The following is a 20,623-nucleotide window of genomic DNA, read 5'->3' as shown; positions in this document are numbered from 1 at the left end:
GAGCCCCACCTGCGGACAGGAAGGTCCAGGGGCGATACTTGAGCAGACCCCGAAGGAGTTAGCTCGTGACGTATGTGATCGCCCAGCCGTGTGTCGACATCAAGGACCGTGCCTGTGTGGACGAGTGTCCGGTCGACTGCATCTACGAGGGCAACCGCATGCTCTACATCCACCCGGACGAGTGCGTCGACTGCGGCGCCTGCGAGCCGGTCTGCCCGGTCGAGGCGATCTTCTACGAGGACGACACGCCGGACGAGTGGAAGGAGTACTACGACGCGAACGTGCACTTCTTCGACAAGCTGGGCTCGCCCGGCGGTGCCGCGAAGATGGGCGTCATCGACGACGACCACGCGTTCATCAAGGCGCTCCCTCCGCAGAACCAGGAATGAGCGTGGCGCAGGGCCGGCGGGTGTCGGACCTCTTCCCCGACTTCCCGTGGGACACGATCGCGGCCGCGAAGCAGCGCGCCGCCGAGCATCCCGGGGGCCTCGTCGACCTGTCGATCGGCACGCCCGTCGACCCGACCCCGCAGGTCGCCCGTGACGCCCTCGTCGCCGCGGCGGACTCGCCGGGCTACCCGACGGTGCTCGGGCCCGAGCCGCTGCGCCGGGCGGTCGTCGACTGGCTCGAGCGCCGCTTCGCGATCACGGGCGTCGGCACGGACAACGTGCTCGCCACGATCGGCAGCAAGGAGCTGATCGCCAACCTGTGCGTCCAGCTCGGCCTCGGTCCCGGCGACGTCGTGGGCATCCCCGAAACCGCCTACCCCACGTACGCCGTCAGCGCGGCCTACGCGGGCGCCACGGCGATCGCGACGGACTCGCGCGTCGCCTTCGGCCCGCAGCGGCCCAAGCTGGTCTTCATCAACTTCCCGGCCAACCCGCACGGCCGCGTCGTCGGCCGCGAGCACCTCAGGGCGTGGGTCGACTTCTGCCGCGAGACCGGCGCCCTGCTGGTCAGCGACGAGTGCTACCTCGAGTTCGTCTGGGAGGGCGAGCCCGCGTCGGTGCTCGACCCCGAGGTCAACGGCGGCTCGCTGGACGGGATCCTCGCCCTGCACTCGCTGTCCAAGCGCTCCAACATGGCGGGGTACCGCGACGCGTTCGTCGTGGGCGACCGGTCGGTGGTCGCCGAGCTGCTCGCCGTGCGCAAGCACCTGGGCTTCATGCTGCCCACGCCCGTCGCCGCGGCGATGCAGGCCGCGCTGGCGGACGACGCGCACGTCGACGAGCAGCGCGAGCGCTACGCCCGCCGCCGCCGGGTCCTGCGCGACGCGCTCGAGGGCGCGGGGTTCCGCATCGACCACTCCGAGGGCTCGCTGTACCTGTGGGCCACCCGGGGCGAGCCGTGCCGCGAGACGATCGAGTGGCTGGCCGACCGGGGCATCCTCGCGGCGCCGGGCGACTTCTACGGCGCGACCGGCAGCCACCACGTGCGGGTCGCGTTCACCGCGACCGACGAGCGGATCGCCGCCGCGGTCGAGCGGCTGGCCTGAGTCAGCCCGGCAGCTCGACGGCCTCCAGGGCCATCAGCACGCTGCCGACGCACGAGGCGCGGACCTCCAGCGCCGACCCGGTCACCTGCACCTCGCGGGCGACCGGCGTCAGCGCGTGACGGCGCATCGACGCGCGCACCTCGTCCAGCAGCAGGTCGCCGGCCTCGGCCAGGTCGCCGCCGATGACGACCACCTCGGGGCCGAGCAGGTTCGCGACGGCCGCGACCGCCTCGCCGAGGTGGCGGCCGGCGTCCTCGATGAGACGACGGGCGCCCTGGTCGCCGTGCAGCGCCTTCGCGACGAAGCCCGGCACGTCGAGCTCGCCGCCGGTCGGCGCGTACTGCGCGATCAGCGCCGCGCCGCCGACGTACGCCTCGAGGCAGCCACGGCTGCCGCAGCGGCACAGCGGCCCGGACTCGTCGATCGTCAGGTGGCCGAGCTCGCCCGCGGTGCCGAGGCCGCCGTGGTGCACGCGGCCGCCGAGCACGAGGCCGCAGCCGACGCCCGAGGCGATCTTGATGTAGACGAGGTCGTCGTGGCCGCGCCCGGCGCCGAGCATCCACTCGGCCAGCGCGCTGAGGTTGGCGTCGTTGTCGACGACGGTGGTGCGGCCGAAGGCCGCCTCGGCGGCCGAGCGCGCCTCGACGCCCACCCAGCCGGGCAGGATCGAGCCGGAGTCGATGACCCCGTCGCGCCCGATCGGGGCCGGGACGGCCATCCCGACGGCGCGCAGGTCGTCCAGCGTCAGGTCGTCCGCCTCCAGCAGCTCGTCCAGCAGCCCGCGGGCGAGGCGCAGCGCCTCGTCGCTGGGCACGTCCGAGGCGACCGGGACGAGGCGCGAGTCGCGCATCCGGCCGGCCAGGTCCGCCAGCGCCACCTGCAGGTGCGAGTGGCCGAAGTCGACGCCGGCGACGACGCCGGCGCCGGGGGAGACGGTGACCGTCGCGCCGCGGCGGCCCGCGCCGCCCTCGGACCGCAGGAAGCCCGCGTCGACGAGCTCGCGGATGATGCCGGACACCGTGGCCGGGGCGAGCTGCGTGCGCCGCGCGATCTGCGCCTGGCTCAGCCCACCGGCCTCGCGGACCGCCTTGACGACGCGGCTCTGGTTGGACGCGCGCAGGGCCGCGGTCGTGCCGGGGGTGGTGACCATGCGGTCCACTGTGTCCCAGTGGCATGTTGCCGTCAAGAGTCGAATACAAAATTCGGTGAACGCGCGTTCAGTTCTGTTTTGCGTTCATGTCTTGACGCCAAAGGTGTGGCGTAGTTCACTAAACGTGCTCCACGCCGACGTGGAGCCGACATTCTCTGGAGGAATTGTGAACAGCATCTCTCGCGTCGCCGTCCTCACGGCGACCCTGACGATCGGACTGGGCGGCCTGGCCGCATGCGGCTCCAACGACGACGGCGGAAGCGACTCGGGCGACGGCAAGACGATCGCCCTGCTGCTGCCCGAGACCAAGACCACGCGCTACGAGAGCTTCGACAAGCCGCTCTTCGAGGCCAAGGTCAAGGAGCTCTGCGACGACTGCAAGGTCGACTACCTCAACGCCGACCAGGACGCCTCGAAGCAGCAGCAGCAGGCGCAGTCGGCCATCACCAACGGCGCGTCCGTCCTCGTGCTCGACCCGGTGGACGGCAAGGCCGCCACGACGATCGTGAAGTCGGCGCAGAGCTCCGACGTGCCGGTCGTCGCCTACGACCGCTTCATCGAGGGCGCCGACTACTACATCTCGTTCGACAACGAGCGCGTCGGCCAGATGCAGGGCGAGGCCCTCGTCGAGGCGACGGGCGACAAGGGCGACGTCCTCATGCTCAACGGCTCGCCGACCGACCCGAACGCCGCGCAGTTCAAGAAGGGCGCCCACTCGGTGCTCGACGAGAGCGGCCTGAAGATCGTGGCCGAGTACGACAACCCGGACTGGAGCCCCGACAACGCGCAGAAGTTCACCAGCTCGCAGTTCAACAAGGTCGACCCGGGCGACCTGGCGGGCGTCTACGCCGCCAACGACGGCCAGGCCGGCGGCGTCTTCGCCGCGTTCAAGGCCGCCGGCGTCACCGACGTCCCTCCGATCACCGGCCAGGACGCCGAGCTCGCCGCGATCCAGCGCATCGTGGCCGGTCAGCAGTTCATGACGGTCTACAAGCCGATCAAGGCCGAGGCCGAGAAGGCCGCCGAGCTGGCCGTCAAGCTGGTCAACGACGAGAAGGTCGACGGGACCGAGGACTTCCAGGGCGTGCCCTCGTTCATCCTCGACCCGATCTCGGTCACGAAGGACAACGTGGCGGACACCGTCGTGAAGGACGAGTTCTACACGACCGACGAGATCTGCACCGACCAGTACGCCGACGCCTGCCAGAGCGCCGGCCTGTCCTGAGACCCGCGTCGGGGCCGGCCGCCGCCGGCCCCGGCGCGTCTCGTCGTTCCACGAACCAGGAAGACCCCATGACTGCACCCGTGCTGTCCTTGCGCGGCATCAACAAGCGATTCGGCGCCGTCCAGGCCCTCACGGACGTCGACTTCGACGTCCGTCCCGGTGAGGTCGTCGCCCTCGTCGGCGACAACGGCGCCGGCAAGTCCACCCTCGTCAAGATCATCGCCGGCGTGTACGGCGCCGACTCCGGAACCGTCGAGATCGAGGGCCGGCAGGTCCAGATCCACGGCCCCAAGTCGGCCCAGGCGCTCGGCATCGCGACGGTCTTCCAGGACCTCGCGCTCGCCGACAACCTCGACGTCGTCGCCAACCTGTTCCTCGGCCAGGAGTCCACCCGTGGCGGCGTCCTGAGCGAGGAGCAGATGGAGTCGCGCAGCTGGGAGCTGCTGCGCCAGCTCTCGGCGAAGATCCCGTCCGTCCGCATCCCGATCGCGGCGCTGTCGGGCGGCCAGCGCCAGACCGTCGCGATCGCCCGCAGCCTCGTCGGCGAGCCGAAGATCGTCATGCTCGACGAGCCCACCGCGGCCCTGGGCGTCGCGCAGACCGCCGAGGTGCTGAACCTCATCGAGCGGCTGCGCGAGTCCGGCCTCGGCGTCGTGGTGATCTCGCACAACATGGCCGACGTCCAGGCCGTGGCCGACCGCATCTACGTCCTGCGGCTGGGCCGCAACGCCGCCGAGTTCTCGATCGACGACGTCACCACCGACCAGCTCGTGGCCGCCATCACCGGCGCCTCGGACAACGTGGTCGCGGCCCGCCGGGCGCGCGACCGTGGCGCCGCCGTCGCCCCCAACCCGACCGACCACCTGCCGACGGAGGAGCCCCGATGAGCCAACGCACCGCGCCCGCGCCCGCGGACCGGGCGGACGAGCGCCTCGTCCAGGACACCTCGCCCCGCGCGATGCTGGACAACCTCAGGCGCCGGCTGCGCTCGGGCGACCTGGGCATGATCCCGGTCGTCGTCGGCCTGGTCGTGATCTGGATCGTCTTCTACGCGCTCAACCCGCGCTTCCTGTCCTCGCGCAACCTCGTCGAGCTCAGCCTGGACTCTGCGACGATCGGCATGATCTCGGTCGGCATCGTGCTGGTGCTGCTGCTCGGCGAGATTGACCTGTCCGTCGGCTCGGTCTCGGGCCTGTCGGGCGCGATCCTCGCGGTCCTGCTGGTCTACCACGACTGGCCGCTGCTCGGCTCGATCCTCGCGGCGCTGTGCGCGGGCCTGCTGATCGGCGTCGCGTACGGCCTGCTGTACACGCGCTTCGGCGTGCCGAGCTTCGTCATCACGCTCGCGGGCCTGCTGGCGTTCCTGGGCGCGCAGCTGAACGTGCTCGGCGCGAACGGCACCGTGAACCTGCCGGGCGACTCGGCGCTCATCGACTTCGCGAACTTCACGTTCCTGCCGGCGTGGGCCTCCTACGTGCTGGCGGTCGTGATCGGCGCCGCGTACTTCCTGGCGCGCCTGCTCACGATCCGTCGCCGGGCGGCCGCCAACCTGTGGACGCCGAGCGTCCAGGGCGTCGTCGTGCGAGCCGTGCTCATCACGGCCGCCGTCGCCGCCGTCGCCTGGTACCTCAACATCGACCGCGGCATCGGCGCCATGCCGCTGCTGTGGGTCGGCGTCATCGTCGGCATGGACTTCCTGCTGCGCCGCACCACGTGGGGCCGCCACGTCTTCGCTGTCGGCGGCAACGAGGAGGCGTCGCGTCGCGCCGGCATCCCGGTCGACCGGATCTACGTCTCGGTCTTCGCGCTGACGTCGATGTTCGCCGCGCTGGGCGGCGTGCTCGCGGCGGGCCGCCTGCAGGCGGTGAGCCAGACCAGCGGCGGCACCGACACCAACCTCATGGCCATCGCGGCAGCCGTCATCGGCGGCACGAGCCTCTTCGGCGGACGCGGCTCGGTCTACTCGGCGCTGTTCGGCATGCTCGTGCTGCAGTCGATCACGAGCGGACTGAACCTGGTCGGCGTCGACGCGTACGTGCGCTACATGGTGACCGGCGCCGTCCTGCTGCTCGCCGTCACGATCGACTCGCTGTCGCGGCAGGCGCGCAAGAGCAGCGGCAGCGGCTGATCCCCCCGGACGCCCTCGCCCCCCGGTTCCGCGAGTGGCGCAGTTCCGCCCGCCACTCGTCGAGTGGCGGGCGTTTCTGCGCCGGTCGCGACGGATGCTTGCACCACTCGCGGTCCATGGTTTCGGCGCCGGGCCACCGGCCCATTAGGGTCGAGGCATGCGAACTGAGACCGACATCGTCGTCGATCACCTGACCAAACAGTTCGGCTCCGTCAAGGCAGTGGACGACCTGAGCTTCACGGTGCGGCCCGGTGCCGTCACCGGCTTCCTCGGGCCCAACGGCGCCGGCAAGACCACGACCCTGCGCATGCTGCTCGGCCTCGTCCGGCCGACCGCGGGCTCGGCGCTGATCGGCGGACGCCGTTACACGGACCTCGAGAAGCCGGGCGCCACCGTCGGCGCCGCGCTCGAGGCCTCGAGCTTCCACCCCGGCCGCACGGGCCTGGACCACCTGCGCGTCTACGCGCCGCAGGTGGGCGCCAGCGACGCCCGGTGCCACGAGCTGCTGGAGCTGGTCGGCATGACCGACGCGGCCAAGCGGCGCGTCGGCGGCTACTCGATGGGCATGCGCCAGCGCCTCGGCCTGGCCTACGCGCTGCTGGGCGACCCCGACGTGATCCTGCTCGACGAGCCGGCCAACGGCCTCGACCCGCAGGGCATCGTCTGGCTGCGCCACCTGCTGCGCGCGTTCGCCGCCGAGGGCCGCACGGTCCTGGTGTCCAGCCACGTGCTCAGCGAGGTCCAGCACACCGTGGACGACGTCGTGATCATCGCGCAGGGCCGTCTCGTGCACGCCTCCCCGCTGCGCGAGCTGCACGCGCTCGTCGAGTCCCGCACCCGCGTCACGGGCCCGAAGCCCGAGGCCATCGAGCGCCTCGTGACCGAGCAGGGCTGGCGGTCCGAGGCGGTCGCCGGCGGCGTCGACATCCTCAACGTCAGCGCCGCCACGATCGGCTCGGCCGCGTTCGCCGCGGGCATCGAGCTGCACCAGCTCGCGGACGTGGGCGTGGGGCTCGAGGACGTGTTCCTGCGCCTGACCTCCAGTCCCGACGCCCCGGCGTCGCGAGGCGGTGTCGCCGCATGAGCGCCGCGATCACGGCGGAGATCCGCAAGCTGTTCACCACCCGCCTGTGGTGGATCCTGGCCCTCGTGCTGGTGGCATACCTGGTGTTCATCGCCGGGTTCATGGCGTTCGCGTTCACCGTCGACCCCGAGTCGATGGGTGGCGGCGAGGCAGTCGCCGAGGGCGAGGAGCTCGCGAAGCAGATCTACTCGCTGACCAGCCCGATCGGCTACGTGTTCCCGCTCATCATCGGCAGCCTGCTGTTCACGGGCGAGTACCGGCACCAGACGATCACGGCCACGCTGCTCACCCAGCCGAACCGCACGGTGCTCATGGCGGCCAAGCTCGTCGCCGGCGTCGTCGTGGGCATCGTCTACGGCGTCATCGGCACGATCGCGACCGTGCTCGCCGCCGCGCCGATCCTGGCGTGGCGCGGTGACGGCACGTACCTGGGCTCGTCCGACGTGCTCACGCTGCTGGGCATGTCGGTCGTCGTCATGACGATCTGGGCCGTGCTCGGCACCGCGATCGGCAGCGTCCTGACCAACCAGGTCGCGGCGATCATCGTCATCGTGGCGTTCACCCAGTTCGTCGAGCCGATCGCCCGCGTCGCCCTCGCGGCGTGGGACGCGACGTCCGAGGTGGCCAAGTTCATGCCCGGTGCGGCGGCCGACGCCGTCATGGGCGCGAGCTTCTTCGCCACCGACGCCTCGACCGACCTGCTGTCGCGCGGTGCCGGCGCCGCCGTGCTGCTGGCGTACGTGGCCGTGTTCGTCCTGCTCGGGCGACTCGTCACGCTGCGCCGCGACGTGGGCTGACGCCCGCCGCGCACCCGGAAGCCGTCCCACCTGCTCGTCGCGGGTGGGACGGCTTCCGTGCGTCCGGGGGTCAGCCCCGCCTGAAGGTGATGCGGGTGCGGCTGGCGTCCTCGGTGGGCTCCCAGCCGGGATCCTCCTGGCCGGCCTCCCAGCGCATGTCGTCGAACGCGACCTCGCTGATGCCGAACTCCGTCGAGTTGGCCACGAGGAACTGCGACAGGGCCCAGCCGCGGACGCCGATGTCCTCGCCGGACAGGACGATCGAGCTCTGGCCCGACGACGGGTCGGAGTCCACCCGGACCCGGCCCCAGGCCTCGTCGAGATAGGACTCGAGGTCGGTCGTGGTGCCCGCCTCCGGGTCCGTGGCGCACGCGAGAGCGGCGGGGGAGTAGCCGCGCAGCGCCGACGCCAGCACCCGCGCGTCGGCCTCGTGGTCGGCGTACGCCTCGGGGAAGCCCGAGCGCTGCACGGCCTGCGCGGCGTCGGTGATCTCCATCGACTCGTAGCCGTCGACCTTGACGAGCGCGTCGTAGAACTTCCCGATGGAATAGCGCGGGTCCATGATCTGCTCGACCGTGCCCCACCCCTGCGACGGCCGCTGCTGGAACAGGCCGACGGAGTCGCGGTCGCCGTAGTCGATGTTGCGCAGCTTCGACTCCTGGTACGCCGTGGCGATCGCGATCGTCACGGCGCGCGGCGACAGGTCGCGCTCGAACGCCTTCGCCGCCATGAGCGAGGCCCACTTGGCCTGCTCGGCGTCCACCTCCACCGTCCGGTCGCCGACCTGCGCGACGCAGTAGCCCGACGACGTCATGCCGTCCTCGAAGAGCTTGAACACGACGAGGACGAGCACCACCGTCGAGACGACGGTGGCGACGATCCAGCGCATCAGTTGGCGTGCAGCGCGGCGTTCAGCTCGACGCCCGTGCGGCCGGCGCGGGGGCGGGCCTCGAGCGTGCCCGTCTCGGTGTTGGTGAGGAACAGGATGCCGTCGCTGCCGGACAGCTCGGACGCCTTGACGACCTTGCCGTCGGGCATCGTGACCTTGGAGCCGGCGGTGACGTAGGTGCCCGCCGCCACCACGCAGTCGTTGCCCAGCGAGATGCCGATGCCGGCGTTGGCGCCGATCAGGCAGCCCTCGCCGACGCTGATGACCTCCTTGCCGCCACCGGACAGCGTGCCCATGATCGAGGCACCGCCACCGACGTCGGAGCCGTCGCCCACGACGACGCCCGCCGAGATGCGGCCCTCGACCATCGCGTGGCCGAGCGTGCCGGCATTGAAGTTCACGAAGCCCTCGTGCATGACGGTGGTGCCCTCGGCCAGGTGCGCGCCGAGGCGGACGCGGTCGGCGTCGCCGATGCGCACGCCCGAGGGGACGACGTAGTCGGTCATGCGGGGGAACTTGTCGACGCTCGTGACCGAGACGGTCAGTCCGGCGGCGCGGGCGCGGGCGCGCACGGTCTCGAAGCCCGCGACCGCGCACGGGCCGATCGTGGTCCACACGACGTTGGCCAGCAGGCCGAACTGACCGTCCAGGTTGAGCCCGTGGGGCTGCACGAGGCGGTGGGAGAGCAGGTGCAGGCGCAGGTAGACGTCGAGCGCGTCCTTCGGGGCGGCGTCGAGGTCGGCGATCTCGGTGTGGATCACGACGGTCTCGACGTCGCGGACCGCGTCGTGGCGCGCCGCGGCGACCAGCTCGGGCGGCTCGATCGTCGTCTCGGGTGCCGGGCCGAGCACGGGCTCGGGGTACCAGACGTCCAGGACGGTGCCATCGGGCGTGACGGTGGCCAGGCCCCAGGCGTGGGCCGATCGGGGGGAGTCGCTCATGCCCCCAAGGCTATCGAGGGCTCACACCCCGCCGGCGAACCCGTGCTGTCGCCAGGCCTCGTACACCGCGATCGACGCGCAGTTCGCGAGGTTCATCGAGCGGCGGGCCGGCTGCATCGGCAGTCGCAGCGCCTCGGTGACCCGCTCGTCGGCGAGCACCTCGGGCGGCAGGCCGGTCGGCTCGGGCCCGAAGAGCAGCACGTCGCCGGGCTCGTACGCGATGTCGGTGTACCGGGTGGTGGCGCCGGTCGTGAAGGCGAACACGCGCGCCGGCAGCAGGGCGTCGTAGGCGTCCTCGATCGTGGCGTGGACCGTCACGACGGCGAGGTCGTGGTAGTCCAGGCCGGCCCGGCGCAGCTTGCTGTCCTCGAAGTCGAACAGCGGGTCGACCAGGTGCAGGTGACTGCCCGTGGCCGCCGCGAGCCGGATCGCGTTGCCGGTGTTGCCGGCGATGCGGGGCTCGAAGAACAGGATCCGGAACACGCAGGTCACTCTAGGCGCGTGATCCGCTGGCGCGGCGCGGGAGGCATCCGGCGCAACCCCGGGCGCGGGTCCTCGAGCCGCCACGAGAACGCCGCGACGCGCGGTGCCAGCGTCATCAGCACCGCGAGGGTGAGGTCCTCGCCGGGGCAGCGGTGGCCCGTGGCCCGCAGTCCACCGCCCTGCGGGACGAGGTTGTACGGCGTGACCTCGGTGCGCTCGAACCGGCGCGGGTCGAACTCGTCCGGGCGCTCCCACGTGACGGGGTCGTGGTTCGTGCCCCACACGTCCAGGACGATCAGCGTGCCCTCGGGGATCGTCTTGCCGTCCCACTCGAGGTCGCGGGTCGCGCGCGTCGCGAGGAACGGCACGAACGGCTGGGTCCGGCGCACCTCGTCGGCGACGTGCAGCGGCGAGATCCGGCCGGCCAGCACGTCGGCACCGATCTGCGGATGGTCCGCGTACGCGCGGAACAGGCCCGAGACCAGCCAGGTGACGGCCACGAGCGGCCGGATCAGATTGATCGCCTCGACGGCGGCGGTGTGGACGGGCAGCAGCTCGCCGTCCTGGTCGCGGAATCGCGCGACACGGTCCAGCGGGGTGTCGCCGTACAGGGAGGCGCGCGAGCGCTCGACCAGGTCGCTCATCCACGCATCGGTCCGGTGGCGCGCGATCCGGGCGCGGACGTTGCGCGCGTTCGGGGCGCCGAAGCCGTCCACCATCGCGAGCATGTCGCGCGTGCGGCGGCGGACCTCGTGATCCTCGTACGGGATGCCGATCCAGTCGCACCCGGCCTCGAACAGCATCGCGCCGACCTCGTCGAACAGGTCGACCGTGGTCCACGTGGGCACGCGCTCCTCCCAGAGCCGGGCGAGGCGCTCGGTGACGTCGACGGACGCCTGCGCGTCCAACACGTCGGTGAAGAGCGACTTGCGGTGCGCGTGGGGGCCGCGGTCGAGCATGTGGACCGGCCCCCGGCCGAAGAGCGGGCCGACGAGGGCCGTCGGCAGGGCGCTCGCGCGCTCGGTGCCCGACTCCTCGTAGAAGAACTCCGCGCCGGCGGGACCGCGGACGGTCGTGGCGCGCTCGTGGAGCAGGCGGGTCTGCGGGACCTCCGCCGTCTGGCGGCGGCGCTCCGCGTCCCAGAAGCGGTAGCCGTGGCGCAGCAGCGCGACCGAGCGGTCGACGCCGAAGGAGGCGGTGGGCGAGGACGTGCGTGCGGGGCTCACGCGGGGGACGTTCCCGCGGACGCGGACTCCATGCACGGCGTGTCGTTGGTCACGATGGCGGCCACCTGCAGTCCCACGACGCCTCGTTATCACGGGAATCCGGGGGAAATCGGCCGTTCTTGGCACGTGAGACGGCGCCGGGACGGGGTCGCCGACCTGCCTACGGTCGTGGACGTCCCTCTCACGAGGAGGGCCGCTTCCCCCCGGAAAGGAACCACCGTGTCCGACACGAACTCCCCGCTCATCGAGGCCCCCAAGAGCCGCGGCCGCGCGATCGCGATCGCGGTCGTCGTGCTGGCCGTCATCGCGGGCCTGCTCATCTTCGCGTTCACCCGCGGCGGCGGTGCCGGCGACGACCTGACCAAGGTCCGCCTGGGCACGGTCGGCGCGAGCGACCCGTACTGGAAGACCCTCACCGACGAGGCGAAGGACGAGGGCATCGACCTCGAGGTCGTCGACTTCGCCGACTACGCCCAGCCCAACCCGGCGCTGACCGAGGGCGAGATCGACATCAACCAGTTCCAGCACATCGTCTACCTGGCCGACTACAACGTCGCCAACAAGCAGGACCTGGTGCCGGTCGGCGCCACGGCGATCTACCCGCTGGGCCTGTACTCGCAGAAGGTCGACTCGGTCGAGGACATCAAGGACGGCGACACCGTCGTCGTGCCCGACGATGACACCAACCAGGCGCGCGGCCTGCTGATCCTGCAGTCCGCCGGCCTCATCGAGCTCAAGGACGGCGGCTCGATCTTCTCGACGCTCGCCGACGTCGACGAGGACGCCTCCAAGGTGAAGGTCAAGGCGATCAAGGCCGACCTGACGCCCACCTCGCTGCCTGACGTGGCCGCCGCGATCGTCAACAACGACTTCGTGGAGAAGGCGGGCCTGAAGTTCGAGGACGCGATCGCGCAGGACGACCCGTCCGACCCGAACGCCGTGCCGTACATCAACGTCTTCGCCGTTCGCGCCGAGGACCAGGACAACAAGACCTACGCCAAGCTGATCGAGATCTACCAGAACAGCAAGAAGGTCCAGGAGGGCGTCCAGGAGGTCTCGGGCAACACGGCGCAGCTGCTGAAGACGCCCGCCGCCGAGCTGCAGGAGTCGCTGGCCAAGGTGCAGTCCCAGATCCAGGCGCAGCGCTGACGATGGCCCTGGTCGAACTGCGGGACGTTCACAAGACGTTCGCGCCGACGAAGCGCGGTGGCGCTCCCGTGGAGGCGATCCGCGGCGTGGATCTCGACGTCGAGAGCGGCGAGATCCACGCCATCGTCGGGTACTCCGGCGCGGGCAAGTCCACGCTGGTGCGGCTCGTCAACGCGCTCGAGCAGCCGACCTCCGGCACGGTCACGGTCGACGGGACGCGTCTCGACGCGCTCGGCGACCGTGACCTGCGCCGGGTCCGGCAGGGCATCGGCATGATCTTCCAGCAGTTCAACCTCATGCGGTCGCGCACCGTCTGGGGGAACCTGGAGTTCCCGCTCAAGCTCGCCGGCGTCGGCCAGGCGGAGCGCCAGCGGCGGATCTCCGAGCTGCTGCACTTCGTCGGCCTCGCAGACAAGGCGCACGCCTACCCCGAGCAGCTCTCGGGCGGGCAGAAGCAGCGTGTCGGCATCGCCCGCGCGCTCGCGACGAACCCCTCGATCCTGCTGGCCGACGAGTCGACGAGCGCCCTGGACCCGGACACGACGCGCGAGGTGCTCTCGCTGCTGCGCCGGGTCAACGAGCAGCTCGGCATCACGATCATCGTCATCACGCACGAGATGGACGTCGTGCGCACGCTGGCCCACCGGGTCAGTGTCATGGAGAGCGGCCGCGTCGTCGAGAGCGGTCCCGTCGCCGAGATCTTCGCGCGCCCGCGCGAGGACGTGACCCGCCGCTTCGTGGCGACGCTCGTGGACGAGGTGCCCAGCGGAGACGACCTCGCCGCGCTGCGGCGCCAGTTCCCCGGCCGCCTCCTGACGGTCGACGTCGAGGGCCACACGAGCCAGGCCGACGTGTTCGCGCTGCTGGCGCGGCACGGCGTCTCGGTCGAGGTCGTGCAGGGCGGCGTGAACCGCGTCGGCTCGGCCGTGTTCGGGCACGTGACGCTGGCGGTCGCCGGCGACGCTGCCGATGCCGCGGTGGCCGAGGTCGGCCGCCTCGAGGGAGTCGAGGTGCTCGCATGATCGCCACGGACACGAACCTGCCCGAGCTGTGGCCGCTCGTCGGCGAGGCCACGTGGGAGACCGTCTACATGGTCGCCATCACGGTGGCGATCGGCGGCGTCCTGGGCCTCGGCCTGGGCCTGGCGCTCTACGCGACGCGGGCAGGCGGGCTGTACGCCAACCGCGCGCTGTTCGCCGTGCTGAACGTGGTCGTGAACTTCTTCCGGCCCATCCCGTTCGTCATCTTCATCGCGGCGGTGCAGCCCTTGGCGCGCGCCGTCGTGGGCATCGGCATCGGCAACCGGGCGATCATCTTCGCGATGACGCTCGCGGCGATGTTCGGCATCGCGCGCATCGTCGAGCAGAACCTTGTCACGGTCGAGCCCGGCGTGATCGAGGCGGCCCGGTCGATGGGCGCCAGCCGCCTGCGGATCCTGACGACCGTGGTCGTCCCGGAGGCCCTCGGGCCGCTGATCCTGGGCTACACGTTCGCGTTCGTCGCGATCGTCGACATGAGCGCGATCGCGGGCGCGATCGGCGCGGGTGGCCTGGGCGCGTTCGCGCAGCAGTACGGCTATCGCCAGTTCGACACCGTCGTCACGTGGACGGTCGTGCTGATCATCGTGGCGTTCGTGCAGGTGGGCCAGTGGGCCGGCAACACGCTGGCGCGGAGGGTGCTGCGTCGCTGACGTCTCACATGTTGGTACGGGCCATTGCCAAGTGGCGAGGTCCCTCCGCCTGTGGCTCACTGGATGCCGGACATCACGAGAGCGCACGGAGGAGAGCACTGATGACGGACATGATGCGTCGCCCGGTCTCGCAGCTGCGGGCGGGCGACCTGATCCGCCTCGACGAGGGCGGTCCCGTGTTCGCCGTGTGTGCCATCTCCCAGCCCGTGGGCCCGAGCCGTCGCGCCGAGCTGGTCGACGCCGGCACCGGCCTGCCGGCGCCGTGGGTGCGCCTGGGCCTGTACGACGCCGTGCTCACGCATCCCGAGCGCGCGCAGTGGATCGTCACCGAGGACGCCGCCGACGACGCGATGCTCGGCTCGGTCGCGCTGCTGCCCGCCGACCGCGAGGTGCGGGACGCCTGGCCGGTCGAGATCGACCTGTTCAGCCGTCCGGGCTGGGAGCAGGCGACCGGGGACGAGCTCGTCGCGGCGGCCGTCCCGGACGAGGCCGAGCGCGAGGTCTCGCCGGCCGCGTGAGCCGGGCCGGCGCTCAGTCGGCGCCCGTGGCGACGGGCAGGTCGAGGTTGCTCCACTGCGACCACGAGCCGGGGTAGAGCGCGGCGTCCACCCCCGCGATCGCGAGAGCGGCGACCTCGTGGGCCGCCGTCACGCCCGATCCGCAGTACGCGGCCACGGGCCGGGAGTCGTCGGCGCCGAGCGCGGCGAACCGCGCGCGAAGCTCCTCGGGCGAGCGGAAGCGGCCGTCCTCGGCGAGGTTGTCGGTCGTGGGGGCGCTGCGGGCGCCGGGGATGTGGCCGGCCTTCGGGTCGATCGGCTCCACCTCGCCGCGGTAGCGCTCGCCCGCGCGGGCGTCCAGCAGCACGCCCGTCGCGGCGAACGCGGCGACGTCCTCGAGCTCGAGCACGGGGAGCGCCCCGGACGTCAGCGTGACGTCGCCCGGTGCGGGGACGACGTCGCCGGTCTCGAGCTCGTGCCCGCCGGCGACCCAGGCCGCCAGGGCGCCGTCGAGCAGGCGCACGTCGTCGAGGCCGGCCCAGCGCAGGAGCCACCACGCGCGGGCGGCGGCGAGGTTCCCGTTGTCGTCGTACACGACGACGCGGGAGTCGTCGTCCACGCCCCAGCGCCGCGCCGCGCGCTGCAGGTCCTCCGGCGCGGGCAGCCGGTGACGCCCGTCGGTCGGCTCGCCGTGCGCGGCCAGCTCGGCGTCCAGCGGCACGAACACGGCGCCCGGGACGTGCCCCGCGCGGTGCGCGGCGTCGCCGGGAGGGCCGCCGAGCGTCCATCGGACGTCGAGGACCACCGGTGGGTGGTCGGACGCCAGCTCGGCGGCGAGCTCGTCCGCGGAGATGAGGATCATGTCGCCCACGGTAGGCCGCCGCGCCGGCTCAGAGGATGTCGCGCGGGTCGAACTCGTCGATCGGGATGACCTTGATGCGCGGCAGCGGCACGGTGAACGCGTCGACGTCGTGCTCGAGGTCGAAGCACTCCAGCCCGCGGGAGACCAGCGCGTTGAAGCGCGAGTTCCGGAACTCCTCGAAGCCGAGCACCGCCACGCGGCGCCGGCCGCTGACGAGGGCCTCGACCTGCGGGACGAAGTCGCCGTCGTTGCTGGCCAGCATGACGTCGTTCTCGCGCCGCTCGATCTCCTCCAGCGTGCGCTGGATGGCGATGTCCACGACCTTCTGGTCGGGCGTGCCGGTGAGCGGGATCGGCCGGTAGCCGATCGACGTGAGCGCCTGCACGAACGGCATCGGCAGGTCGGTGTCGACCGCGAGGAAGAACAGGCCCTGCACGGGCTGGTCCCACACGTCCTCGGCGAACCGCAGCAGCCGGTCCCACCGGGGGCGCTCCTGGGGCTGGGGCCGCCGGCCCAGGATCGACATGCCGAGGGTCGCGTCGATGTTCTCGCCGTCGACCAGCAGGTAGGTCAGGGATCCGCTCACGCCCCGACCCTACGCGGCGCGGCGGCCCCGGACGCGACGACGCCCCCGGGACACGGGTCCCGGGGGCGTCGTGCGGCAGGCGGATCAGACCAGGTCGAAGCGATCCAGGTCGACGACCTTCGTCCACGCGGCGACGAAGTCCTTCACGAACTTCTCCTTCGCGTCGTCGCTGCCGTAGACCTCGGCCAGGGCGCGCAGCTCGGAGTTCGAGCCGAACACCAGGTCGGCGCGGGTGCCGGTCCAGCGGCCGTCCTTCGTGGCGAAGCGCGTGCTGGACGGGTCCGTGGCGGTCCACTGCGTGTCGATGTCGAGCAGGTTGACGAAGAAGTCGTTCGTCAGCACGCCGACGCGGTCGGTCAGGACGCCCAGCGACGAGTTGTCGTAGTTGGCGCCCAGGACGCGCAGGCCGCCGACGAGCACCGTCATCTCCGGAGCCGTCAGGGTCAGCAGGTTTGCGCGGTCGATGAGCTCGTACTCGGCGGGCATGCCGGCCTTGCCCTCGTAGTTGCGGAACCCGTCGTGACGCGGCTCGAGGTGCGAGAACGACTCGACGTCGGTCTGCTCGAGGGTCGCGTCGACGCGGCCCACGGTCACCGGCACCGTGACCTCGACGCCACCGTCACGGGCGGCCTTCTCGATCGCGGCCGCACCGGCGATCGCGATGACGTCGGCCAGCGAGACCTTCTTCTCGTAGCCGTCGGCCACGCGCTGCAGCACGTCGAGCACCTTGGCCAGCTGCGCCGGGTTGTTGACGTCCCAGCCGTTCTGCGGCGCGAGGCGGATGCGGGCGCCGTTGAGGCCGCCGCGCTTGTCGCTGCCGCGGAAGGACGACGCGGCCGCCCACGTGGTCGCGACGAGCTCCGAGACGGTCAGGCCGGTCTCGAGGACCTTCGCCTTGAGGGCGGCGACGTCGGCGTCGCCGATGACCTCGCCCTCCCACGCCGGCAGCGGGTCCTGCCACAGCAGGTCCTCCTGCGGAACCTCGGGACCGAGGTAGCGCACCTTCGGGCCCATGTCGCGGTGCGTCAGCTTGAACCAGGCGCGCGCGAACGCCTCCGTGAACGCCTGCGGGTCGTTCTTGAACCGCAGCGAGATCTCGCGGTACGCCGGGTCCTCGCGCAGGGCGATGTCCGAGGTCAGCATGCGCGGCTCGCGGGCACCGGAGCCGTGCGCCTCGGGGACCATGTCCGAGCCCATGCCGTTGACCGGGCGCCACTGGTGCGCGCCGGCGGGCGAGGTGAACAGCTCCCAGTCGTAGGCGAACAGGATGTGGAAGAACTCGTTGTCCCAGCGCGTCGGGTGGTAGGTCCAGGTGACCTCCAGGCCCGAGGTGATGGTGTCGGCGCCGTGGCCGGTGCCGTGGTTGTTCTTCCAGCCCAGGCCCATCTGCTCGATGGGCGCGCCCTCGGGCTCGGCCTCGAGGTTGTCGGCCTCGGCCGCACCGTGGGTCTTGCCGAACGTGTGGCCGCCGGCGATGAGCGCGACGGTCTCCTCGTCGTTCATGGCCATGCGGCCGAACGTCTCGCGGATGTCGCGCGCGGAGGCCAGCGGGTCGGGGTGACCGGCGGGGCCCTCGGGGTTGACGTAGATGAGGCCCATCTGGACCGCGGCGAGCGGGTTCTCCAGCTCGCGGTCACCGGAGTAGCGGTGCTCGTCGCCCAGCCACGTGGTCTCCGCGCCCCAGTAGACGTCGGCGTCGGCCTCCCACACGTCCTCGCGGCCGCCGGCGAAGCCGTAGGTCGGGAAGCCCATGGTCTCCAGCGAGACGTTGCCCGCGAGGATCATCAGGTCGGCCCAGCTGATCTTCTTGCCGTACTTCTGCTTGACCGGCCACAGCAGGCGGCGGGCCTTGTCGAGGTTGACGTTGTCCGGCCAGGAGTTCAGGGGAGCGAAGCGCTGCTGGCCCGCGCCCGCGCCGCCGCGGCCGTCCGTCACGCGGTAGGTGCCGGCGCTGTGCCACGCCATGCGGATCATGAGCGGGCCGTAGTTGCCGAAGTCGGCGGGCCACCAGTCCTTGGAGTCCGTCAGGACCGCGTTGATGTCGGCCTTGACCTGCGCCAGGTCGAGCGTCGAGAACTCGGCGCGGTAGTCGAAGTCCTCGTCCATCGGGTTGCGGGCGGGGGCGTTCTTGGCCAGCATCCCCAGGTTCAGGCGCTCGGGCCACCACTTGCGGTTGGCGTCACCGGCCGTGGGCTTGGGCAGCTGGTTGTGGACGACCGGGCACTTCCCCTTCGCCTCGTCGGGGTCGTTGACCTCGGCGAGGATCGCGTCGGGGTGGTTCTGGTCAGACATGCGTGTCCTTTCGGGGGGCGGAACGGCTGAGGCAGGGCCTCAGGAGTGGGTGGGGGCACACGAGGGGCACAGGCCCCAGAAGACGACCTCGGCCTCGTCGATGACGAACCCGTGGTCGTGGGACGGCGTCAGGCACGGTGAGGCGCCGATCGCGCAGTCGATGTCGACGATCCGCCCGCAGTCGCGGCAGACCAGGTGGTGGTGGTTGTCGCCGGTGCGGGTCTCGTACCGCGCGACCGAGCCGGCGGGCTCGATGCAGCGGACGAGGCCGGACTCCGTCAGTGCCTTCAGCGCGTCGTAGACGGCCTGGTGCGACAGCTCGGGAATCGTCTCGCGGGCGGAATCGATGATCGTCGTCGTGTCGGCGTGCGGATGCGCCGTGACGGCCGTGAGGACGGCACTGCGCTGGCGGGTGACACGAAGCCCCGCATCGCGCAGTGACTGCTCGACGTCGGTGGGGGACATGCCGTCACCGTAGCATCGTTTTCTTGAATGGATCAAGAAAAGTCGGAGCGTGATCCCGGTCATCCCTCCGGCGCCCCTCGCGCCTGTCGGGGACGAGTGGTTTGCTGGTCGGAGTCGACCCGAGGAGACCTCATGCCACTGACCGGAGAGTACGAGCCGAGCACGTCCGAGTGGGCCCGCACGCAGGCCGAGACCTACGAGGCCACGGGCGGCCGCGAGGCCAACCTGCTCAAGGGCGTGCCGATCATCGTCCTGACCAGCGTGGGCGCGAAGTCGGGCAAGCTGCGCAAGACCGCGCTCATGCGCGTTGAGCACGAGGGCAAGTACGCCGTCGTCGCCTCCAAGGGCGGCGCTCCCGAGCACCCCGCCTGGTACCACAACCTGGTGAAGAACCCGCACGTCGAGCTGCAGGACGGCGACGTCCGCCGGGACTACCGCGCCCGCCGGCTCGAGGGCGACGAGTACGCGCAGTGGTGGGACCGGTCCGTCGCCGTCTGGCCCGACTACGCCGAGTACCAGAAGAAGACCGACCGGCAGATCCCCGTGTTCGTGCTGGAGCCGATCGACTGAACGGCGACCGGCCCCGCCGGCCCTCCGTGCAGGCTCGCGCGGGGGTGCCGGTGACAGGACTCGAACCTGCACGCCCGTGAGGACACCAGGACCTAAACCTGGCGCGTCTCCCATTCCGCCACACCGGCAACGCGATCGAGTCTAGGGTCGACCCGTCCGCCCCGAGCCGAGGAGCCTCGTGTCCCTGCCACCGCCCGCGTACGCGCCCGTCCACGGACCCGCCGGCCGGGTCCGCGGCACCGGCGTGTGCATCCTGCTGACCATCGTGACTTTCGGGCTGTACGCGTTCTACTGGTTCTACGCGGTCCACGACGAGATGCGGCGCCACACCGGCACCGGCATCGGCGGCCTGGTCGCGCTGCTGCTGGCGATCTTCGCCGGCATCGTGATGACGTTCCTCACCTCGTACGAGGCCGGCGCCCTCCACCGCCGCGTGGGGCGGCGCGAGCCCGTCTCGGCCGCGACCGGGCTGTGGGCGCTGCTGCTCGGCTGGTTCTTCCTGGTCGGCCTCATCGTGTGGTTCGTCCGCACGAACGGGGCGATCAACGACTACTGGCGCTCGGTCGGCGCCGCGCGCTGACTCAGGCGGCGTCGAGCTTCAGGTCGCGGCGCAGTTTCGCCACGTGACCCGTCGCCTTGACGTTGTACTGCGCCAGCTCGACCTTCCCCTCGGGGTCGATCACGAACGTGGAGCGGATGACGCCCTCGACGACCTTGCCGTACAGCTTCTTCTCGCCGAACGCGCCGTAGGCCGTCAGGACCTCCTTCTCGGGGTCGGACAGCAGCGTGATCGTGAGTCCGTCGCGCTCGCGGAACCGCGCGAGCTTCTCGGGAGCGTCGGGGCTGATGCCCAGCACCTCGAAGCCCTCGGCCTTGAGCCGGTCGATCGAGTCGCTGAAGTCGCACGCCTGCTTCGTGCAGCCCGGCGTCATCGCGGCGGGGTAGAAGTAGACGATCACGCGCCGTCCCCGCAGGTCCGACAGCGTCACCTGCCCGCCGTCGTCGGTGGGGAGCGTGAAGTCGGGGGCCGCGTCGCCGGGCTGCAGTCGGGTCGTCATGGGCACTATCCTGACAAGGCATCCCGCGAACCATCG

At 71.4% G+C, this 20,623-nt stretch carries 23 protein-coding genes and 1 tRNA gene; 13 read left to right on the top strand and 11 right to left on the bottom strand.

Annotated elements, in window-relative coordinates; all coding sequences use genetic code 11:
* Nucleotides 1-65: 65 nt before the first annotated feature.
* On the top strand, nt 66-389 hold the full coding sequence (gene fdxA, locus AB3M81_RS12715; protein ID WP_412904280.1) for a ferredoxin: 324 nt from the start codon (nt 66-68) through the stop codon (nt 387-389).
* Nucleotides 386-1,495 (top strand): succinyldiaminopimelate transaminase, encoded by a 1,110-nt coding sequence (dapC, locus tag AB3M81_RS12710; RefSeq protein WP_412904279.1) that lies wholly within the window; start codon nt 386-388, stop codon nt 1,493-1,495. The genes fdxA and dapC overlap by 4 nt, the downstream gene beginning before the upstream one ends.
* 1 nt (nt 1,496) lies before the next feature.
* Here dapC and AB3M81_RS12705 read toward each other — a convergent pair whose 3' ends face one another.
* The gene (locus AB3M81_RS12705) at nt 1,497-2,645 is read right to left on the bottom strand and encodes an ROK family transcriptional regulator (protein WP_412904278.1); all 1,149 of its coding nucleotides are present in this window, start codon (nt 2,643-2,645) and stop codon (nt 1,497-1,499) included.
* A 166-nt stretch (nt 2,646-2,811) separates the two neighbouring features.
* On the opposite strand from AB3M81_RS12705, the gene AB3M81_RS12700 reads away from it, so the two are divergent.
* The 5 genes from AB3M81_RS12700 to AB3M81_RS12680 all read left to right on the top strand — a co-directional run bounded on the left by AB3M81_RS12700 (nt 2,812) and on the right by AB3M81_RS12680 (nt 7,879).
* Nucleotides 2,812-3,870: a substrate-binding domain-containing protein gene (locus AB3M81_RS12700; protein WP_412904277.1), complete on the top strand. Its 1,059-nt coding sequence runs from the start codon at nt 2,812-2,814 to the stop codon at nt 3,868-3,870.
* Nucleotides 3,871-3,938: 68 nt separating this feature from the next.
* Complete coding sequence (locus AB3M81_RS12695) at nt 3,939-4,757, top strand: ATP-binding cassette domain-containing protein (protein ID WP_412904276.1); 819 nt, start codon at nt 3,939-3,941, stop codon at nt 4,755-4,757.
* Nucleotides 4,754-5,998 carry a sugar ABC transporter permease gene (locus AB3M81_RS12690; protein ID WP_412904275.1) on the top strand — a complete coding sequence of 415 codons (1,245 nt, stop codon included), beginning with the start codon at nt 4,754-4,756 and terminating at the stop codon, nt 5,996-5,998. Before AB3M81_RS12695 ends, AB3M81_RS12690 begins: the two co-directional genes overlap by 4 nt.
* Nucleotides 5,999-6,155: 157 nt before the next feature.
* A complete protein-coding gene (locus tag AB3M81_RS12685; protein ID WP_412904274.1) occupies nt 6,156-7,082 on the top strand; it encodes an ABC transporter ATP-binding protein in 927 nt (308 codons plus the stop codon).
* Nucleotides 7,079-7,879 carry an ABC transporter permease subunit gene (locus AB3M81_RS12680; protein ID WP_412904273.1) on the top strand — a complete coding sequence of 267 codons (801 nt, stop codon included), beginning with the start codon at nt 7,079-7,081 and terminating at the stop codon, nt 7,877-7,879. Before AB3M81_RS12685 ends, AB3M81_RS12680 begins: the two co-directional genes overlap by 4 nt.
* A 70-nt stretch (nt 7,880-7,949) precedes the next feature.
* Here the strand turns inward: AB3M81_RS12680 and AB3M81_RS12675 are convergent, their stop codons facing one another.
* Genes AB3M81_RS12675 through AB3M81_RS12660 form a run of 4 tightly spaced genes read right to left on the bottom strand, consistent with a single transcriptional unit; the run spans nt 7,950 to nt 11,418 of the window.
* Complete coding sequence (locus AB3M81_RS12675; RefSeq protein ID WP_412904272.1) at nt 7,950-8,768, bottom strand: hypothetical protein; 819 nt, start codon at nt 8,766-8,768, stop codon at nt 7,950-7,952.
* Nucleotides 8,768-9,709 (bottom strand): 2,3,4,5-tetrahydropyridine-2,6-dicarboxylate N-succinyltransferase, encoded by a 942-nt coding sequence (gene dapD / locus AB3M81_RS12670; RefSeq protein WP_412904271.1) that lies wholly within the window; start codon nt 9,707-9,709, stop codon nt 8,768-8,770. Before dapD ends, AB3M81_RS12675 begins: the two co-directional genes overlap by 1 nt.
* 21 nt (nt 9,710-9,730) lie before the next feature.
* Nucleotides 9,731-10,192 carry a tRNA (cytidine(34)-2'-O)-methyltransferase gene (locus AB3M81_RS12665; RefSeq protein ID WP_412904270.1) on the bottom strand — a complete coding sequence of 154 codons (462 nt, stop codon included), beginning with the start codon at nt 10,190-10,192 and terminating at the stop codon, nt 9,731-9,733.
* 5 nt (nt 10,193-10,197) lie between these two features.
* Nucleotides 10,198-11,418, bottom strand: a complete 1,221-nt coding sequence (locus tag AB3M81_RS12660; RefSeq protein WP_412904269.1) for a cytochrome P450 — start codon at nt 11,416-11,418, stop codon at nt 10,198-10,200.
* A gap of 219 nt (nt 11,419-11,637) precedes the next feature.
* Here AB3M81_RS12660 and AB3M81_RS12655 point away from each other — a divergent pair, with 219 nt between their 5' ends.
* The 4 genes from AB3M81_RS12655 (at nt 11,638) to AB3M81_RS12640 (ending at nt 14,775) form a co-directional block, all read left to right on the top strand.
* Nucleotides 11,638-12,567, top strand: coding sequence for a MetQ/NlpA family ABC transporter substrate-binding protein (locus AB3M81_RS12655; protein WP_412904268.1), 930 nt, complete (start codon nt 11,638-11,640; stop codon nt 12,565-12,567).
* Nucleotides 12,568-12,569: 2 nt separating this feature from the next.
* The gene (locus AB3M81_RS12650) at nt 12,570-13,589 is read left to right on the top strand and encodes a methionine ABC transporter ATP-binding protein (RefSeq protein ID WP_412904267.1); all 1,020 of its coding nucleotides are present in this window, start codon (nt 12,570-12,572) and stop codon (nt 13,587-13,589) included.
* Nucleotides 13,586-14,257: a methionine ABC transporter permease gene (locus AB3M81_RS12645; protein WP_412904266.1), complete on the top strand. Its 672-nt coding sequence runs from the start codon at nt 13,586-13,588 to the stop codon at nt 14,255-14,257. The genes AB3M81_RS12650 and AB3M81_RS12645 overlap by 4 nt, the downstream gene beginning before the upstream one ends.
* 101 nt (nt 14,258-14,358) lie before the next feature.
* On the top strand, nt 14,359-14,775 hold the full coding sequence (locus AB3M81_RS12640) for a hypothetical protein (RefSeq protein ID WP_412904265.1): 417 nt from the start codon (nt 14,359-14,361) through the stop codon (nt 14,773-14,775).
* Between the two features lie 13 nt (nt 14,776-14,788).
* On the opposite strand, the gene AB3M81_RS12635 is transcribed toward AB3M81_RS12640, so the two are convergent.
* The 4 genes from AB3M81_RS12635 to AB3M81_RS12620 form a co-directional block, all read right to left on the bottom strand.
* Nucleotides 14,789-15,616, bottom strand: coding sequence for a sulfurtransferase (locus tag AB3M81_RS12635; RefSeq protein ID WP_412904264.1), 828 nt, complete (start codon nt 15,614-15,616; stop codon nt 14,789-14,791).
* A gap of 28 nt (nt 15,617-15,644) precedes the next feature.
* The gene (locus AB3M81_RS12630; protein ID WP_412904263.1) at nt 15,645-16,202 is read right to left on the bottom strand and encodes an NYN domain-containing protein; all 558 of its coding nucleotides are present in this window, start codon (nt 16,200-16,202) and stop codon (nt 15,645-15,647) included.
* 84 nt (nt 16,203-16,286) lie between these two features.
* Nucleotides 16,287-18,494: a catalase/peroxidase HPI gene (gene katG / locus AB3M81_RS12625; protein ID WP_412904262.1), complete on the bottom strand. Its 2,208-nt coding sequence runs from the start codon at nt 18,492-18,494 to the stop codon at nt 16,287-16,289.
* 39 nt (nt 18,495-18,533) lie between these two features.
* Entirely contained in the window at nt 18,534-18,959 is a 426-nt protein-coding gene (locus tag AB3M81_RS12620) for a Fur family transcriptional regulator (protein ID WP_412904261.1), read from the bottom strand.
* A 132-nt stretch (nt 18,960-19,091) separates the two neighbouring features.
* Between AB3M81_RS12620 and AB3M81_RS12615 the strand changes: the two genes are divergently transcribed.
* Nucleotides 19,092-19,529, top strand: a complete 438-nt coding sequence (locus AB3M81_RS12615; RefSeq protein WP_412904260.1) for a nitroreductase family deazaflavin-dependent oxidoreductase — start codon at nt 19,092-19,094, stop codon at nt 19,527-19,529.
* Nucleotides 19,530-19,574: 45 nt separating this feature from the next.
* On the opposite strand, the gene AB3M81_RS12610 is transcribed toward AB3M81_RS12615, so the two are convergent.
* A tRNA-Leu gene (locus tag AB3M81_RS12610) sits at nt 19,575-19,657 on the bottom strand.
* A gap of 50 nt (nt 19,658-19,707) precedes the next feature.
* On the opposite strand from AB3M81_RS12610, the gene AB3M81_RS12605 reads away from it, so the two are divergent.
* The gene (locus tag AB3M81_RS12605) at nt 19,708-20,109 is read left to right on the top strand and encodes a DUF4234 domain-containing protein (protein ID WP_412904259.1); all 402 of its coding nucleotides are present in this window, start codon (nt 19,708-19,710) and stop codon (nt 20,107-20,109) included.
* Nucleotide 20,110: 1 nt separating this feature from the next.
* On the opposite strand, the gene bcp is transcribed toward AB3M81_RS12605, so the two are convergent.
* A complete protein-coding gene (bcp, locus tag AB3M81_RS12600) occupies nt 20,111-20,587 on the bottom strand; it encodes a thioredoxin-dependent thiol peroxidase (RefSeq protein WP_412904258.1) in 477 nt (158 codons plus the stop codon).
* Nucleotides 20,588-20,623 lie beyond the last annotated feature (36 nt).

The organism is Aeromicrobium jepli (assembly GCF_047246605.1).
Taxonomy (GTDB): Bacteria; Actinomycetota; Actinomycetes; order Propionibacteriales; family Nocardioidaceae; genus Aeromicrobium.
This window is presented reverse-complemented; position numbering and strand designations above follow the sequence as displayed.

Bases quoted from the DNA above. Each gene is read 5' to 3' on its own strand.
- AB3M81_RS12645 (WP_412904266.1), top strand. From the start codon at position 13,586: ATGATCGCCACGGACACGAACCTGCCCGAGCTGTGGCCGCTCGTCGGC.
- AB3M81_RS12635 (WP_412904264.1), bottom strand. From the start codon at position 15,616: ATGATCCTCATCTCCGCGGACGAGCTCGCCGCCGAGCTGGCGTCCGAC.
- bcp (WP_412904258.1), bottom strand. From the start codon at position 20,587: ATGACGACCCGACTGCAGCCCGGCGACGCGGCCCCCGACTTCACGCTC.
- AB3M81_RS12615 (WP_412904260.1), top strand. From the start codon at position 19,092: ATGCCACTGACCGGAGAGTACGAGCCGAGCACGTCCGAGTGGGCCCGC.
- AB3M81_RS12650 (WP_412904267.1), top strand. From the start codon at position 12,570: ATGGCCCTGGTCGAACTGCGGGACGTTCACAAGACGTTCGCGCCGACG.
- AB3M81_RS12680 (WP_412904273.1), top strand. From the start codon at position 7,079: ATGAGCGCCGCGATCACGGCGGAGATCCGCAAGCTGTTCACCACCCGC.
- AB3M81_RS12620 (WP_412904261.1), bottom strand. From the start codon at position 18,959: ATGTCCCCCACCGACGTCGAGCAGTCACTGCGCGATGCGGGGCTTCGT.
- AB3M81_RS12690 (WP_412904275.1), top strand. From the start codon at position 4,754: ATGAGCCAACGCACCGCGCCCGCGCCCGCGGACCGGGCGGACGAGCGC.
- AB3M81_RS12695 (WP_412904276.1), top strand. From the start codon at position 3,939: ATGACTGCACCCGTGCTGTCCTTGCGCGGCATCAACAAGCGATTCGGC.
- dapC (WP_412904279.1), top strand. From the start codon at position 386: ATGAGCGTGGCGCAGGGCCGGCGGGTGTCGGACCTCTTCCCCGACTTC.
- dapD (WP_412904271.1), bottom strand. From the start codon at position 9,709: ATGAGCGACTCCCCCCGATCGGCCCACGCCTGGGGCCTGGCCACCGTC.
- AB3M81_RS12685 (WP_412904274.1), top strand. From the start codon at position 6,156: ATGCGAACTGAGACCGACATCGTCGTCGATCACCTGACCAAACAGTTC.
- AB3M81_RS12705 (WP_412904278.1), bottom strand. From the start codon at position 2,645: ATGGTCACCACCCCCGGCACGACCGCGGCCCTGCGCGCGTCCAACCAG.
- AB3M81_RS12640 (WP_412904265.1), top strand. From the start codon at position 14,359: ATGACGGACATGATGCGTCGCCCGGTCTCGCAGCTGCGGGCGGGCGAC.
- katG (WP_412904262.1), bottom strand. From the start codon at position 18,494: ATGTCTGACCAGAACCACCCCGACGCGATCCTCGCCGAGGTCAACGAC.
- AB3M81_RS12675 (WP_412904272.1), bottom strand. From the start codon at position 8,768: ATGCGCTGGATCGTCGCCACCGTCGTCTCGACGGTGGTGCTCGTCCTC.